This window comes from Lacticaseibacillus casei DSM 20011 = JCM 1134 = ATCC 393, from assembly GCF_000829055.1.
Taxonomy (GTDB): Bacteria; Bacillota; Bacilli; order Lactobacillales; family Lactobacillaceae; genus Lacticaseibacillus; species Lacticaseibacillus casei.
The window spans coordinates 1,020,570-1,036,471 of sequence record NZ_AP012544.1; the positions used below are offsets into that span (position 1 = coordinate 1,020,570).

At 47.7% G+C, this 15,902-nt stretch carries 15 protein-coding genes; 10 read left to right on the forward strand and 5 right to left on the reverse strand.

What is annotated here, in order from left to right:
• Nucleotides 1-190: 190 nt before the first annotated feature.
• A complete protein-coding gene (locus LBCZ_RS05175; protein ID WP_025013172.1) occupies nucleotides 191-1,930 on the forward strand; it encodes a hypothetical protein in 1,740 nt (579 codons plus the stop codon).
• Between the two features lie 70 nt (nucleotides 1,931-2,000).
• Here LBCZ_RS05175 and LBCZ_RS05180 read toward each other — a convergent pair whose 3' ends face one another.
• Nucleotides 2,001-2,930 (reverse strand): glycosyltransferase family 2 protein, encoded by a 930-nt coding sequence (locus LBCZ_RS05180; protein ID WP_025013171.1) that lies wholly within the window; start codon nucleotides 2,928-2,930, stop codon nucleotides 2,001-2,003.
• 47 nt (nucleotides 2,931-2,977) lie between these two features.
• The gene (locus tag LBCZ_RS05185; protein WP_025013170.1) at nucleotides 2,978-3,616 is read right to left on the reverse strand and encodes a YkyA family protein; all 639 of its coding nucleotides are present in this window, start codon (nucleotides 3,614-3,616) and stop codon (nucleotides 2,978-2,980) included.
• 135 nt (nucleotides 3,617-3,751) lie between these two features.
• On the opposite strand from LBCZ_RS05185, the gene LBCZ_RS05190 reads away from it, so the two are divergent.
• From LBCZ_RS05190 to purB, 8 genes are all read left to right on the forward strand, one after another.
• Entirely contained in the window at nucleotides 3,752-4,717 is a 966-nt protein-coding gene (locus LBCZ_RS05190) for an aromatic acid exporter family protein (protein WP_010489006.1), read from the forward strand.
• A 164-nt stretch (nucleotides 4,718-4,881) separates the two neighbouring features.
• Complete coding sequence (locus LBCZ_RS05195) at nucleotides 4,882-5,082, forward strand: cold-shock protein (protein WP_003566521.1); 201 nt, start codon at nucleotides 4,882-4,884, stop codon at nucleotides 5,080-5,082.
• 257 nt (nucleotides 5,083-5,339) lie between these two features.
• Nucleotides 5,340-5,825 (forward strand): GNAT family N-acetyltransferase, encoded by a 486-nt coding sequence (locus LBCZ_RS05200; protein ID WP_025013169.1) that lies wholly within the window; start codon nucleotides 5,340-5,342, stop codon nucleotides 5,823-5,825.
• Nucleotides 5,826-5,831: 6 nt separating this feature from the next.
• Nucleotides 5,832-6,467 carry a glycoside hydrolase family 73 protein gene (locus LBCZ_RS05205; RefSeq protein WP_025013168.1) on the forward strand — a complete coding sequence of 212 codons (636 nt, stop codon included), beginning with the start codon at nucleotides 5,832-5,834 and terminating at the stop codon, nucleotides 6,465-6,467.
• Between the two features lie 190 nt (nucleotides 6,468-6,657).
• Nucleotides 6,658-7,236 (forward strand): xanthine phosphoribosyltransferase, encoded by a 579-nt coding sequence (locus LBCZ_RS05210; RefSeq protein WP_025013167.1) that lies wholly within the window; start codon nucleotides 6,658-6,660, stop codon nucleotides 7,234-7,236.
• A gap of 8 nt (nucleotides 7,237-7,244) precedes the next feature.
• Nucleotides 7,245-8,573 (forward strand): nucleobase:cation symporter-2 family protein, encoded by a 1,329-nt coding sequence (locus LBCZ_RS05215; protein ID WP_025013166.1) that lies wholly within the window; start codon nucleotides 7,245-7,247, stop codon nucleotides 8,571-8,573.
• 20 nt (nucleotides 8,574-8,593) lie between these two features.
• Entirely contained in the window at nucleotides 8,594-9,703 is a 1,110-nt protein-coding gene (locus tag LBCZ_RS05220; protein WP_025013165.1) for an ATP-grasp domain-containing protein, read from the forward strand.
• Nucleotides 9,704-9,816: 113 nt separating this feature from the next.
• On the forward strand, nucleotides 9,817-11,112 hold the full coding sequence (gene purB, locus LBCZ_RS05225; RefSeq protein WP_025013164.1) for an adenylosuccinate lyase: 1,296 nt from the start codon (nucleotides 9,817-9,819) through the stop codon (nucleotides 11,110-11,112).
• Between the two features lie 108 nt (nucleotides 11,113-11,220).
• On the opposite strand, the gene LBCZ_RS05230 is transcribed toward purB, so the two are convergent.
• From LBCZ_RS05230 to LBCZ_RS05240, 3 genes are all read right to left on the reverse strand, one after another.
• Nucleotides 11,221-11,790 (reverse strand): hypothetical protein, encoded by a 570-nt coding sequence (locus tag LBCZ_RS05230; RefSeq protein ID WP_025013163.1) that lies wholly within the window; start codon nucleotides 11,788-11,790, stop codon nucleotides 11,221-11,223.
• Nucleotides 11,791-11,799: 9 nt separating this feature from the next.
• Nucleotides 11,800-12,546 carry a hypothetical protein gene (locus LBCZ_RS05235; RefSeq protein WP_025013162.1) on the reverse strand — a complete coding sequence of 249 codons (747 nt, stop codon included), beginning with the start codon at nucleotides 12,544-12,546 and terminating at the stop codon, nucleotides 11,800-11,802.
• Between the two features lie 75 nt (nucleotides 12,547-12,621).
• Entirely contained in the window at nucleotides 12,622-14,880 is a 2,259-nt protein-coding gene (locus LBCZ_RS05240) for an LTA synthase family protein (protein ID WP_039638900.1), read from the reverse strand.
• 348 nt (nucleotides 14,881-15,228) lie between these two features.
• Here LBCZ_RS05240 and LBCZ_RS05245 point away from each other — a divergent pair, with 348 nt between their 5' ends.
• Nucleotides 15,229-15,834 carry a VanZ family protein gene (locus LBCZ_RS05245; RefSeq protein ID WP_025013161.1) on the forward strand — a complete coding sequence of 202 codons (606 nt, stop codon included), beginning with the start codon at nucleotides 15,229-15,231 and terminating at the stop codon, nucleotides 15,832-15,834.
• Nucleotides 15,835-15,902: the final 68 nt, after the last annotated feature.

Below are 15,902 nucleotides of genomic sequence, written 5' to 3' on the forward strand. Positions count from 1 at the left end.
AAAAATAAGCTAAGTTTAAATATTAACTTAATCATAACGCGGGACTGCCCAGGTGCAGCACCCGGGGCAACATGAAAACGTTTTAAATTGCAAGTCTTGATGATTCTTTAAAAATCACTTCGCCCGTCACTGTCGTTATTGTTACAATATTAGAAGAACGTTCGCGATGATCATCGTTTGGAGGGCTTTTATGGCGACACAAACAAGAAGTTCAGACATCAGGGATTTTTTAAAAACAAATGCGATCTGGCTGCTGCCTATGTTGGCGATTGCTTTAGTGTTATTGGTACAGTGGCCGCAACTGCATCTGTCCTATATTTTCCACCAAGACGACACGATGCCGCAATTGCGCCGCATGGAAAGTTACGTTACCAGTGTCCAGCATGGCGCGTATTTTCCGAAGGTTTTTCCTGAAGAAGTTCGCCATTTTGGCTATGCTTTTGATGCCTTTTATCCGTCCTTGATGTTGCTCCCGTATGTTTGGCTGCGGTTAGCCGGACTCGGGGTTGTCAGCGCCTACTATGGTTATCAAACGCTGATTTTGGTGGTGACGGTGCTGGCGGCCTACGCCAGTTTTCTGAAAATTCGCCGCCGTCCGCTTGAGGCATTCGTTTTCAGCGTCGTGTATACAACAGCGGTCTATCGGATGCTGGATGCCTTTGTTCGCGGGGCGCTTGGTGAAAATCTTGCCTTTATTTTTTTGCCGATCATTACAGCCGGAATGTACCTGATCTATATAAAGCAGTCGGACAACTGGTTCTTATTGGCCTTTGGCGTTACGGGCTTGATGTACGCGCACATGTTGTCGCTCGTAATGGTGCTCGAGTTTCTGGTTGGCGGGTTTCTTGTGTTGGTGGCATTAAGACGCGTTTCGTGGCGGATGGTGCGGTATACGGCATATGCGGCGATCAGCTCCCTATGGATGGGGGTGGGCAGCTACCTGCCTATGTTGGAGATTTCGCAACATTTGCCGCTTAAACTTGCCGAATCCGCAACCATTTGGCTCAATTACCTGCAATACAGCCTAGGCGACTTGTTTCAAAACTCATTGAGTATGTATGCCTCCACCAGCAACATGCAAAACGTGAATCAGACGTTCCGTCCGGGGATGGGCGTTTTGATGCTAGGTATTGCGATCGGTTTAGCGCTCTGGTGGCCTAAGTTAAGCCGTTCTGTCAAAGTAGCGGCAGGACTGGGTTTTGTCACCATCTTCTTAAGCACTAATCTTTTTCCATGGTCACTGTTTCGGAAGACCGTTTTAGGCACGATTCAGTTTCCGTGGCGATACTTGGAGTTAACGACTTTATTCCTGAGTCTGGCTGTGGCTTTGTTGGTGGCAGAAAAAGTGCGTCCGCAACGTTTCGCATGGGGGATGGTCTTGGCGGCCTGCGTGGTTGGGTTTAGCTATGCCGCGACAATCAATACAACCATGACGAATGCCAATACTTATCGGGTGACAGACAAAAATGCTGCCGGCTACTATGGCGATGCGACTGGCGGCGGATCGGAGTATGCACCGAAGGAATTTGATCCCACCACCTTTTTCAAGAAAGATCAAGCCGTGGTTTTGCCGTCACATAAACTTCAACGCTTGACCCCGTTGACCCAGCATTATAACGATTTACGCTTTGGCTACACCAGCCCGCGATCGGTTGTCTTGCAATTACCTAAGTTTGCCTATGTCGGCTATAACGTCACCGTCGATGGGAAAGTCGTTCCGTATCGTGCCCAAGGTAAAAATGCCCGCCTGACCATCACGGCGCCGGCTGGCAGTCACCGGGTGCGGGTCGTCTATACCGGCACGCGGTTGCAACATGTCACTGGATGGCTTTCCTTGGCGGCTGCCATTATATTTTTCCTGAGCTGGATCTTTATCGCGATTCGCAATTTTGATCCAGAAAAAAGCACCACTTCCGAAGATCCGAAGTAGTGCGTTATGGTCAATGTACCGGTGTGTCAGACTTTTGCGCTTAACGAGCTGAAAAGTCTGCATGCCGGTTTTATTTGATTTTACGGGCAATAAAAATCGGGCGTTGCTTGGTTTCGATATAGATCCGGCCGATGTAACGACCCACAATACCCAGCGCGAATAGTTGAATGCCGCCGATCATGAGGAAAATCGAGACCATGGACGGCCAGCCTGCTGTCGGATCGCCATAAAGGGCCGCCCGAATGACGATAAATATCAGTGCCGCAAACGCGCCTAAGAAGCTGATAATGCCGATCATGGAAACAAAGGTCAACGGCGCATCGGAAAAATCAATAATCCCATCGATGGCGTAACGCAAAAGGCCAATAAACGACCAACTGGTTTCACCATGTTGGCGCTCAATATTCTGGTAGGGAAGGTACTTGGTTTTAAAGCCAACCCAACTGAAAAGCCCCTTTGAAAACCGATTACGCTCGGTCATATGTACGATCGCGTCAACCACTTGGCGGGTCATGAGCCGAAAGTCGCGGGCGCCGGGAACAATCTGTGTCTGGGAGACACGATTGATGAACTTATAGAAGAGATTGGAAAAGAATGACCGTACTGGTGCTTCACCGGAACGATCTGTCCGCTGGGCACCGGCCATGTCATAACCTTCCTGAAGGGCAGCGTACATATCCGGCAACATGGCTGGCGGATCTTGCAGGTCGGCGTCCATCACTGCATAATAGTCAGCTTTTGCTGTGACCAAACCGGCGTACATGGCAGCTTCCTTACCAAATGACCGCGATAAATCAATGTAGTGCACTTGCGCATCGCTTTCTTGCAGGTGCTGGACTTGAGCGAGCGTGTCGTCAGTCGAGCCATCGTTGACATACCAGATTTGCGGCTGCAGCTGGGGTAAGTCAGTTTGAAAAGTTTTCTTTAAAGCTTGGTAGATCAAAGGAACATTTTCGGATTCATTATGACAAGGGATAATAATTGCCACGCTTTGCGGCATGAAGAAGCCTCCTCGGAAAGTGAATGCGTTATGGTGATGTGTCAACATCAGTCGTGCATCGTTTTGACCGCCTTAGTTAACTTGGCATTCTGACTCGTCACTGTTGTCAGGTTAGCGGTCATGACATCAATTTGTTGATTCAGTGAACTGTAATATTGATTAAGTTGTGAGATTTGGGTTTCCAAATCCGCCTGCGAGACGTCACTACCAGCCGTGGCCGCGAAAAAATCGTCCTCGGCACTCAACATTTCCCGATAATAACTAACCAGGGTTTTGTGATCGAGTTTGGCCAGCTTGAGACTGGTGAGCACCTTGCTCAGCGGCGCTTGTGGCATGTCTTCAGACGGTTGGTTATTGAGTTTGGTCAAGGTATTATTGGCATCAGTCAGCGCTGTGTTCGCCGCTTCCAATGATTTAAACGCTGCGGCGCGCTTATCCAACAATTTCTTGACGGCACCATCGTCATTTTTTAGATCTGCCGACGGGTCATCTTGGTAAGCCTTCTCAAAGGTGGATGGAAAATCATTCACCGTCGAGCCGATGACCTGCAACGCTTGCTGTTCCTGCTGCACTTGGGTTTGCACAGTCTGCGTCGTTGTCAGCAATTGCTTTTTTTGATTTAAAGTGGCCGAACACCCAACAAAAAGAAAGGCTAGCACGGCTAATAATGGCAGTAATTTTTTCATGTCTTAGTCCTCTTTTTCTATGGTAGCGTAACAACAAAAGAATTACTAGAGGCTACATGGTGAGCGGGCTTAGAAGCAATCACACTAATAACAAAACAACGTATGATAAACTAAAGGCAAATGGAGGAATTGCTTATGCATATCGGTATGCGAACGGTTAAAACAGCGGTGGGAACAGCGGTTGCGATGCTCATTGCTTATGCCTTACATCTTGAATATTGGACAGCTGCCGGTATCATTACGATTCTGTCGGTTCAGAATACCACCAAAGCATCGTTCAGGCTGGTTGCCTACCGACTGCTGGCAACTGTGTTGGGCTTTGTCATTGCGATCGGGGCATTCTTGGTTCTGGGGTACAATGCGCTGGCGTTTGGCGTTTTCCTTTTAATCTTCATCCCACTAACCAACGTGTTTGAAGTGCAAAGCGGCATTGTGATGACGGCCGTGTTGGTCACGCATTTTATGATGGCCAAAAGTTGCAGCTGGTTCTGGATTCGCAATGAACTTTTGTTGCTGGCGGTCGGTGCCGGCGTTGCGCTTGTGGCAAATCTGTTTATGCCGAGCCTGGAAGCCAAAATCACGGAATTCCAGGCACAGGTCGAAGCGGAAATGCGGGAAATCATCGATCATATGAGTCAACAGCTAGGGCCGGAGCACCTTAAAAGTGCCGATAACTGGGCGAATTTATCAGATTTGAAAATGACGCTGGATGCTGCAGTGGCTTGGGCCAATCGCCACAGTGACAATCAGTTGTGGTCGGAAAATGACTATTACCAAGCTTACTTCGAGATGCGGGCCAATCAATATGAACTGTTACGCCAAATGCAGGATAGCCTGGATCGAATCGAAACGCCGGTTTTGCAGGCGGCTGTGATCAGCGATGCTTTGTCGATGACAGCTAGTGTGTTGAATGAAGATAATCCGGCGACGCAACTAGTTACGATGGTCAAAAAGATTCAGCGCAACTTCGCGGCTTCACCGCTGCCGACTGATCGCGCGTCGTTTGAGAGCCGTGCTCGTTTATTTTATTTTCTGGAAGACTTCTCCCGCTTATTACAGTTAAAGCGCAATTTCAATCACATTATTTCCTCGCAAAATTGATTTCTGAAAGTGCTGACACTTGCGACGATTTTACCGTGATGGTAGACTAAACATGTACTTTTTGAATGGTCGTGGTTGCATGGTTTCAGAACTTTCTTCCACTTGTACCAAACAGAAATACACGATATTATCATGCGTCAAATGACGCAAGGAGGAATGTTCTCATGGAACACGGCACAGTTAAATGGTTCAACGCTGAAAAGGGTTACGGCTTTATCACACGGGAAGATGGCAGCGATGTTTTCGTTCACTTCTCAGCTATCCAAGGCGACGGTTACAAGACCCTCGAAGAAGGCCAAGCGGTAACGTTTGAAGTCGAAGACAGCGATCGCGGCCCACAAGCGGTTAACGTTAACAAAGACTAATTAAAGAAACCATTGACCGACTGCATCCAGTGCAGCCGGTTTTTATTTGTTGAGCGCGAACAGGAGCGCTTAGAAATCGGAGTGTAAGTGGCCTTGGGCGCAGGTTTCTGGGCTGGCGAACGCGTTATGGCCTGAGATGATTCTCTAGCTTTTCGTAAAAAAACAATGTTTCGTAGCATCAGAGCCATTGGTCCATGGTAAACTAATCTATAACAAAATCATCATCTTTGGATAGGGCTAATGGAGGCTGGGGCGCGATGTTAAAATTTGAAGAAGTGGCACCTGAGGCAAGGATTCAATATTTAGATCTCCTATTGGTGGGGGATGAAGATCCCGCCATGCTTAGCCGCTATTTGAGTACAGGGACACTTTTTGCTGCGCTTGATGATCAGGTGCCGGTCGGCGTCGCGATGGTTGTTCCAGTCGATGAGCAGACGGTTGAATTGAAAAATCTCGCGGTCGCATCTGCGCGCCGCCGTCAAGGCATTGCGTCCGGATTATTGCGGCACGTGGGCTTAGTGTATGCCACAAAGCAATATCAGGAGATTTTGGTGGGCACCGGTGATGTCGATTTTGATAATCTCCGCTTCTATATGCGACGCGGGTTTCGGTTGGATTCGATTCGGAAACATTTCTTTGATCAATACAGCCAGCCTGTTTATGCTGATGGACTGAAGTTACAGGATATGCTGGTTTTGCGCCGAAAGTTGTTACTGACACGCGAAGATGAGACGAAGGAGTAAAGGCCATTGGCGAAAAAGCGCCGACGTTTTACATTGAAAAAGATTCCGCTGGCCGCCTGGCTCGTTCTGGCGTTTTTTGCAGTCGGGGCAACGTTGGTGGTCGGTTCATATTGGTCACAGCGTCAAGCGGAAGTTTCACAACAGCAGGCCAGTATCGATAAAAAAGCCGCTGAAAAGGCGAAGAAAGAGGCCTTTATCAAGCGACTGGCACCGACTGCACAGGCTATGCAGAAACAGTATGGCGTTTTGACCAGTATTACGTTGGCACAGGCTATTCTCGAATCCGACTGGGGAACAAGCACATTGGCCAAAGATTATCATAACCTGTTCGGCATTAAAGGAACGGATCCTGCGAACACCAAGGTGCTACGAACCAAAGAATATGTCAATGATAAGTGGATTACGGTTGATGGACGGTTTCGGGTATACAGCGATGATACGGCATCAATCCGTGATCACGCGCTATTATTTGTTAACGGGACTGACTGGAATCCTCAACAATATGCGACCGTGCGCGCGGCCAAGGATTACAAATCGGCAGCATCGGCTTTGCAGACAGATGGGTATGCGACCGATCCTGATTATCCGCAAAAGTTGATTCATCTGATTGAAACTTGGAACCTGACACAATATGACAGCTGAATGTTCGTATTTTAATGTTTGTACAATCCCTGTTGTTTGGCTTTAATAGCCCCAAATCACAGGGGTTTTGTTCTCTTACTGTCGTGAAAGCGGCTACTTGTCTCGTTCGGGAATGGCCGAAGCTATATTGTTCCACAACGTTTTTTATGGTAAGCTTGTTGAAAATTTACAAATAGAAGGAGTGCTTGTGGTGAAATTACTGGAAGACCGGATCAAAAAGGATGGCCAAGTTATCGGAACAGATGTGTTGAAGGTGGATAACTTTCTGAATCATCAAGTCGATCCTGATTTAATGGCCGATCTGGGTAAGGAATTTTACCGGCGTTTCAGCAATGAGCCGATCACCAAAATCCTTACTGTTGAAAGTTCCGGCATTGCCCCTGCGATTGCAACGGCGATGGAGTTTCACAAGCCGCTTGTGTTTGCCCGCAAGCACAAGAGTCTGACCTTAAAGGATCATCTGTACACTGCCACGGTTTATTCATTTACCAAAAAGACTTCCAATGAAATTTCGATTTCCCGCAAGTTCCTTTCCGCGGACGACAATGTGCTGATTATTGATGATTTTTTGGCGAATGGCCAAGCGGTTGAAGGGTTGATGGAGATCATTGCCCAAGCCGGCGCAACATTAAGCGGCGTTGGGATTGTCATCGAAAAGACCTTCCAGAAAGGCCGCAAGTTGTTGGATGACAAACATGTCCGGGTTGAATCTTTGGCAAGAATCAGTGCGTTTGAAGATGGCCACGTCATTTTTGCACCGGAGGACTAAGCGCAAACATGAAAAGTAAAAGCATTTCCAATCCAAAAGCGGCTGCACTGGGGCTGCAACATCTGTTAGCCATGTATTCGGGGTCGGTGCTGGTGCCGATTCTGATCGGTGCCTCTTTGCACTTTACTTCAGAGCAGATGACCTACCTGGTTTCGATTGATATTTTTATGTGTGGCATTGCCACTGCTTTACAGGTATTTGGCAATAAATATTTTGGTATTAAATTACCGGTTGTTTTAGGCTGTGCGGTGCAAGCCGTGGCACCGTTGATCATGATCGGACAGAAATTCAACTTTCAGACGATGTACGGTGCCATTATTGTTGCTGGTTTATTTGTCTTTCTGATCGGCGGAGCGTTTTCAAAACTGCGCTTTTTGTTTCCGCCGCTTGTGACCGGTTCACTGATTACGGTCATCGGATTATCGTTAATTCCGGTCGCCTTCCAGAATCTTGGTGGGGGTTCCACAACAGCTAAAGATTTCGGCAATATGACGAATCTGCTGGTCGGCACGTTCACGGTGTTGCTGATTCTGGCCATTAACGTTTGGGGGAGAGGTTTTCTGCACTCCATCGCCATTTTGGTCGGTTTGATCGCCGGGACCGTCTTAGCTGGCTTTTTCGGGTTAGTTAGTTTCCAGCCAGTCGTCGAGGCTAGCTGGTTTCATGTGCCGACGCCATTTTATTTTGGGGTACCGCATTTTGAATGGAGTTCGATCGTCACGATGATTCTGATTTCGATGACGTCGATGGTTGAAAGTACTGGCGTTTTCTTTGCCTTAGGTGATATCGTTGGGCGGAAAATCGAAGCGGACGATCTGAAACGTGGCTATCGTGCGGAGGGCTTGGCAGTCATGCTGGGCGGTTTGTTTAACACCTTCCCGTACACCACCTTCTCGCAAAACGTCGGCTTAGTGCAGCTTTCAGGGATTAAAACGCGAAAACCGGTCATCTATTCGGCCATTTTCCTGGTTATTCTGGGCTTGCTGCCAAAAATCGGCGCCTTGGCCACGATCATTCCGGCGCCGGTTCTTGGGGGCGCGATGCTAGTGATGTTTGGCATGGTGGCGGTTCAAGGCATCCGGATGTTGCAACAGGTCGATTTTGAAAATGATAAGAATCTGTTGGTTGCCGCGATCTCGATCGGTCTAGGCTTAGGGGTGACCGTTCAGCCGCATATCGTCCAGTTTTTGCCGAAGACCATTCAACTGCTTTTCGGGTCGGGGATTTTGATGACCAGCTTGAGTGCCGTGTTGTTGAACTGGATTTTCAATTCACCTAGTCGGACACCGGAGATGCCGATTGATCGCGGTTTAAACGAAAATGATTCAGATAAATAAAGTCAAAGCGAGGAACAAATGTGACGCAATTTATTAGTCCAGGAGCCACTATTGGCATCATCGGCGGCGGAGTTTCAGCTTTTCGCATGGCTGATACCGCCAGTCTGATGGGCATGCGTACTGTGGTTTTGGCACCAACGCAAACCGATATTGCGCTTGAAAAAGCCGATATTCCATTGGTAGGTAAGTCAGATGACCGCACTGCGTTAAAGGAATTGACGCAAATGAGTACGGTCATGACGTTTACCGATGAGAATGTGGACGGCGCAATCTTAGCGGAGTTAGCAACCGCGAGTCAATTGCCTTCAGGAAGTGACATTTTGACGGTAACGCAGGATCGTTATCTGGAAAAAGTCTTTCTTGACGATCTCAACATGAATATTTTGCCTTATACCCAGGTGATCACGCCTGGCGATATCAATGAAGCGATTGATACGATTGGCTATCCCGCCTTATTGAAGCCAATTCAAAAAGGGATGGGGGTTGATCAGCAGTTATTGTTGTCGACACCGGATGATGTGGATCGCGCTAAGCAACTGTTACAACAACGTCCGTATATTTTGGAAGCCTATTTGCAGAACATCAAAGAGGTGGCCGTGATGGTGGCAAAAGCCGGCACGACCATTCGCATCGGTCCGGTCATCCAAAATTATTTTGACCATCATCAGCTCAAAGCCTCATCGGTTCGCGCTGACGTTGATCCGGCCGTTATTGTGGAAATTCGGCGTATTGCCGAAAAAATTACCAAGAAACTTGATTACACTGGCATCTTCAGCCTTGAGTTCTTCTTGGCGGCTAATGGCACCTTGTACGTCAAACGGGTTTACCCGGGGCCAAAGTTGTATGGTCATCTCATGCAGAGTACCAGCGACATTTCCGAATACGAGTTACATCTGCGGGCCATTCTTGGTTGGCCGTTACCGGAATTGGAACTGGCTGAGGATGGGGTTGGCATTCCGCTCCGGCAAAAAGATATGGACGCGGTGTTGACGCAAATTCAAATCAAGCCTGACTGGCGCTTCGCTTTCTATCCGAACGGCGGCGAGTTAGTCGGTGAAATTGAAATCGTTGGCGATTTAAAGGCAATCAAAGACAGTATTAACGCAACTGGACATTTTGTTATTCAGTAACGTTTTTATCAAGCTATAAGTTTGCGGATTGGTCAGTTAGTGGTTATTAATTGGATAGATCTGAACCTCATGGATCTTAAAAGTCGTGCTCACCTTAGAGGAGGAAAAAACCTGTGATTCCGCGTTATAGTCGCCCTGAGATGGCGGCAATTTGGTCAGAAAAGAACCGGTATGCTGCTTGGCTGGAAGTTGAAATTTTGGCGGCCGAAGCTTGGTCTAAGTTGGGAGAAATCCCAGCCAGCGATGTCAAAGCCTTGCGTGCCAATGCAAAATTCGATGTTGATCGGATTCATGAAATCGAAGCCGTGACCCATCATGATGTGGTTGCCTTTACCCGCGATGTTTCCGAAAGCCTTGGACCGGAGAAAAAATGGGTTCATTTTGGCTTAACCAGTACCGATGTGGTCGACACAGCGCAAGGATACTTATTAAAACAGGCCAATCAAATTTTGCGGATGGATCTGGATGCCTTAAAAGCGAGCTTGGCCAAATTGGCGAAGGCCCATAAAGATACCGTGATGATGGGGCGGACGCATGGTGTCCACGCTGAGACGACGACATTTGGTCTTGTGGTTGCGACGTGGTATTCCGAAATTAATCGGGATATTCGGCGATTTGAAGATGCCGCAAGTGATGTTGAAGCAGGTAAAATTAGCGGCGCAGTGGGGACGTTTGCCAATACGCCGCCAGCGGTTGAAGCTTATGTGACCAAGCAACTGGGCATTCGCGCGCAGGAAATCTCGACGCAGGTGCTGCCACGTGATCTGCACGCGCATTACATTCAGACGTTAGGATTGATTGCGACATCGGTTGAACGTTTTGCCTTGCAAATCCGCCATATGCAGCGTACGGAGGTTCATGAGGTCGAAGAGCACTTTAACAAAGGCCAAAAAGGTTCCAGTGCGATGCCGCATAAGCGTAATCCGATCGGGTCAGAGAATGTCTCAGGGTTAGCTCGCGTCATCCGCGGTTACGAAACGCCAGCATTAGAAGACGTTTTACTGTGGCATGAGCGTGATATTTCGCATTCCAGTGCAGAACGGATCATGTTGCCGGATGCCACCGGTCTGCTGGATTATATCCTGCACCGCTTTACCAGCATCCTTGATCATCTGGACGTCTTCCCAGAACGGATGAAAGCAAACATGAATTTGACACACGGCTTGATCTATAGTCAGCGGGTCATGCTCAAACTCATTGAAAGTGGCCTGAGCCGTGAGCAAGCCTACGATCTGGTTCAGCCAAAAACAGCAGTTGCCTGGGATGAGCACCGTGATTTCCGGCCGTTGCTCGAGGCAGATCCTGAAATCATGGGCCGCCTGTCCAAGGCCGATTTGGATGACGCCTTTGACTATCGTTATCACCTCAAGCATGTTGACGAAATATTCAAGCGCGTTGGGTTAGCATAACTTACCCGCTGCACGTTTTGGTGATTGAAGACCAAAAAAAACCTGTTCTAGACAGCAATTTGTCTAGAGCCGGTTTTTGCTTAAAGTGACAGGTTTAAATGAGCCGGATTATTTTGCAATGGCGTTTAAAGATAGTACCGGTGGCTGTTCCCACGCATTTTGGGGATTGGCGCTTAATAGTGATTGATCTGTCGTCAAGACAAGTAGGCAGCTGTCGGTTTGCTGCAAGGCGCGACTGGCTTCGGTTAAAAAGGAACGGGTGACTTGTGGGTCAAACACTTCAGCACGGCCGCTTAGCAGCAAATAACGTTTTTTACCCACTAAGCCACGATAAAATTGCAGGTATAGCCGTTGCATGGTGTCCAATGTAGCAGCTGGCTGATCGAGGATTGGCGAGTTGTTATTCAGCCATTCCGGCAAAAAGTCCGTGTTCTTGCTGTGCCCATTGATGTACAGATTATTGCGGACACTGAGATAATCCAGAATGCCAGTGTCTCGGCTGCTGATAAAAGCAAGCTGTTTCATCAAACCGCCGCTCGCAAAATTCTTGATATACTGATCACGGAGGTCGTTCAGTGCTTCCTCGTCTGGCACATACAGATACTGAATCGTTTTGGGTGCAAAGAGCTTCGCAAGATTCTCACGATACACATCAAGTTGTTTTGACTGAAATAACATAGCAATCTCCTAACGCGGCATGACTCGCCGCTTGCGAATCATTGAAAGCGGGGTCACTAATCCCAGAGTGGTGATGAAAATCACGGCCATCCCATTACCTAAAGTTGTTAAAAAGCCGGTTGGTTGAGTGATTTCATCCGTTCTACCGCCGTAATAAAATAAAGTTTCTCGAGTAAATCCGGTTAGGTGACGGGCAAATAATTGCCGAAAAGCCCGGTTCATATCCACACTTTGATAGCCTTCCTGCAGCAGATGACCAAAAACGGAGCGGTTCGCATTGGTTAGAAACTGGATCAATTGGTCGTTAAACAGAATGATCAAAAAGACACTGATCATAAAACTGATCCAGAAACTAAAGAAAGCTTCAAAAGCATACTGCAAGCCAATGGACATACTGCTTTTGCCTACTAAATAAAGCGCGTCGGTTTCAGAGCGGCGATGATGCCATAGCCAAGCCGTGCCGATCAGCCAGCAGATACCATTGAGGATCATGACCCGATTCAACAATGATTGCGCAGACTGAACCATTTTGATATGTGCCTGACCAACCTGCGTACTCAGCAGAATGGCTTCTTTATTTTGATCGCCAAAAGAATTAAGACGCTGCAGAAATGCCCCTTGTGCGGATTGATCGATCATTTCACTTGTCATCAGCATGATGCTGATCAAGCAGAACGCAACCGACAGCAGCATCATCACAATGTAATAACGGCGATGATAACGGAAACCCGAAAACGTTCGCTCAAAGAAATGCATCTACCCGTTCACCTCATAAGCAGTATAAGCAAAGAATTTGAACAAAGTGTGAACTTAAAGCGAGCAATCACTATGTTATTTGATTTGTTTGGTTCGAATGTCGACTGTTTCTGAGCTGCTCGATTCCGACTCACTTGCAGAGGATTCAGTCTGGGCTTGGACTTTTTCAGGAAAATCGGTGATGGGTTGCGTGTCATCGGCTAATTCAGGCGCATCGGTTTGGTACAGACCAGTTGTCGATTGGTCATTATTTTTGCTATAGAGGCTGGTGCTCTTGCTGCCGAGACTGTGTTCGAGCGACAAGACCTTGCTAAGACTCTGGTTGTAGTCATACTGGCCCGGATTAACCGGTTTGAACCCCAACGGCACATAGAAACGCAACAAATTACGATTGGCCACATCATCAGAGAGGCTTAACCGTGTATCAACCGATTTCTGGTCTTTGGTGATGGCCGCCTGCAAAGTAGGGGTCATGGTCACGAGTTTGCCAGTTGTGTTGTCATAAACCTTGCTGCCTAAAACAGTGTATTTCGGCGTCACAAAATTGTGGTTACGAAATGCCACAACATCATCATGTTGGCTTGAAAGCAAATCGGTACCAAACTGAACGTAACGTTTGCTACTGATGCCCAGCAAGTGCAGTAATGTCGGCAAAACATCAATTTCACCGCCATACGTATTATTGACGCCGCCTTTGAGACCCGGCATATGGAAGATTAACGGAACACGCTGCAACTGCGCATTATCAAACGCTGTCCACTTGCTGGGATCTTTGCCTAATAACGGTGCCAAGGTCGTGTTACGGTCGTTGCTGATCCCAAAATGATCCCCGTAAAGCATGACCAGTGAATTCTTTTCCAAACCGCTGGCTTTCAGGTAATTGAAGAACTCGCGTAACGCCTCGTCAAGATAATGGGCCGTTTTAAAATAGCCATTAATCGTTGCGTCATCGGTCCCAGCATCTGGAAAGTCGGAATCTGCCTGCGTAATATAAAACGGATTATGATTGCTGGTCGTAATGATCTTCGTGTAAAACGGCTGTTGTAGATGCTCCAGATATTTAGGCGTTTCGGCCAGCATCAATTTATCTTTAATGCCGTATTCCGTTGCGGCCTTTTCGTCATGATTATAAAAGTTACCGGAAAAGTAATCATCGTAGCCAAGGCTTTTATAAACATTGTCTCGGTTCCAGAAAGAAGCAGAACCACCATGAAAGACTGCGCTTGTATAACCCGCGCGTTGTTTAAGAATGGCCGGCGCACCTTCAAAGGTGTTTTCCGTGCCAAGACTGCTGAACAGCGAGCCATTGGCAATCCCGAACGTACTGGTTTCCAACATGTTTTCCGCATCACTGGTTTTACCGAGACCGACTTGGTGGAAGAAGTTGTTGAAACTGAGCGTGTCCTTTTCCTTGATCAATGAATTGAGAAACGGGGTGACTTCCTGGCCGTCAATTTTCTGACCGATCAGAAATTGCTGGAAGCTCTCAAGGTGGATGATAATGACATTCTTGCCCTTGGCTGCTCCGTAATAACTGGCATTGGGCGCGGCGTAATGAGAGCGAGTGTATTGCAAAACCGGATCGAGATTGGCACTGTCTGCCTGGGCGCGAACCTGATTGTTCTGGGCTGTTTTGGCGGCATCATAGATGGTAAATGGAGCCAAACCTAAGTATTTGACAATGTAATTGCGGTCAAAGGTCCGGGTCAACAGCTGCGGACGATTCATTTCACTGGTAGCAGTGAGCAAGGCAAAAAAGGCCACACCAAACACCGTTACTGCTTGCGGTAAGTGGTAAGGCATGCGGCTGGTATCAAGCGACAAGCCAAAATGCGGCCATTTCAGTGGTTGATTGTGGATATAGCGCCAGATGTTCCAAATGCCATAACCCAGATAAGTTAGCGCAACTAGGACAATATCCAGCACATAAATGATGTCATGTGGCTTCACCATGCTTAGTGAACTGGCACCAAGTCCCTGGCTGACTTTTGAAACGCCGAGGATGGTGGTTACCGTCAGAAAATCGGTGAACTCACGATAGTAAAGGACGTTAGCGAGCAATAATAAGGTACTCAATATGTAGACAATGGTGCCGAGCAGGTAACCGCGGCGGGCATGTTTTGGATAAAGCCCCAACGAGAGCAAAATGATGCCAGTGCCTAAGGGGTTGAGGATAAGCAAGGTATATTGCAGCGGGTCATTTAGGCCAAGCGAGAAATCAAAAAAATAGCCGAAAAGGGTTTTGGCCCACAATAAAACAAGCAGGAGCGCCAAAAAGCCGATCCGGGTGTTGCGAAGCCACAATAGAAGGCGATTGAGTCGTAACCGTTTCAAAGCGGTAACTCCTTTCCACTTTGTTCTTTGTCATTGTACCCGCAAATAGGCGTTTGCACAAAGAGAGCGTGAGCGGGGCCGGTTAGAAACCGGAGCATAAGTGGCCTTGGGCGTGATGGCCCGGGTTTAGGCCATTACGCCCAAGGTCCTTACACGCAGGTTTCTGGGCTGGTGAATGCGTTTTGATTTTTTCAGCCAACACTTCCGCACCGAAACAGCATACCGCAACTGAGTCAAATTCAGTCAAGACTGGCCGATTCTTATGGAGTCTTTAAAAGTTAGTGAAATCCAGATGTACGGTGGGTATCCGGTAAGTGGTTTGCTACAATGACTACTGGAGGTAACGTGATGCTTTTTCTGGGGCCATTTTACAATTGGATTAACAGCACATCATTAAGCCGCGTCAACCATTTTCCTTTGGTGCGGCTGGTGGTTTATAGTTTGGACAAAACGATCCTTTACCTATTAATATTTGCGGCATTACGGTGCTTCTGGCTGCTAACGACTCACCGGCGCACATCATTTGGCCATGAGCTTAAACTGGGCCTGTTTGTGGGCTATCTAATCTTACTGTTTGCGTTGACAGTTTTCCGTGATGTTTATTACCCATGGCAGTTGACGTTTAATTGGGATCGACCGCTTTCAGTGATTAACTTACAGCCACTTGTTGAAACATTGAAGTTGCGGCAAGCGGCGAGTCATTTTGATCTATGGTACCAATCACTGGGGAACATTGCCTGGTTTATGCCATTAGGGTTTGGCGTGCCTTGGATCAGTACACATCGGCGACGACTGGGTTCTGCCATCGGAATCGGATTGGTGACATCCCTGAGCATTGAAACGCTGCAATTCTTGCTGATCAGCGGGGTGGCCGATATTGACGACGTGATTTTTAATTTGATTGGCGCCATCCTGGGTTACGTTTTTTACCACATGTGGCATCTACATCGCTAACCGGTGTCGAAAAGATTTTTGCGTGCCGAGTATCGATTAAACCAAAAGTTCTCTTAGTTTTCTAACTG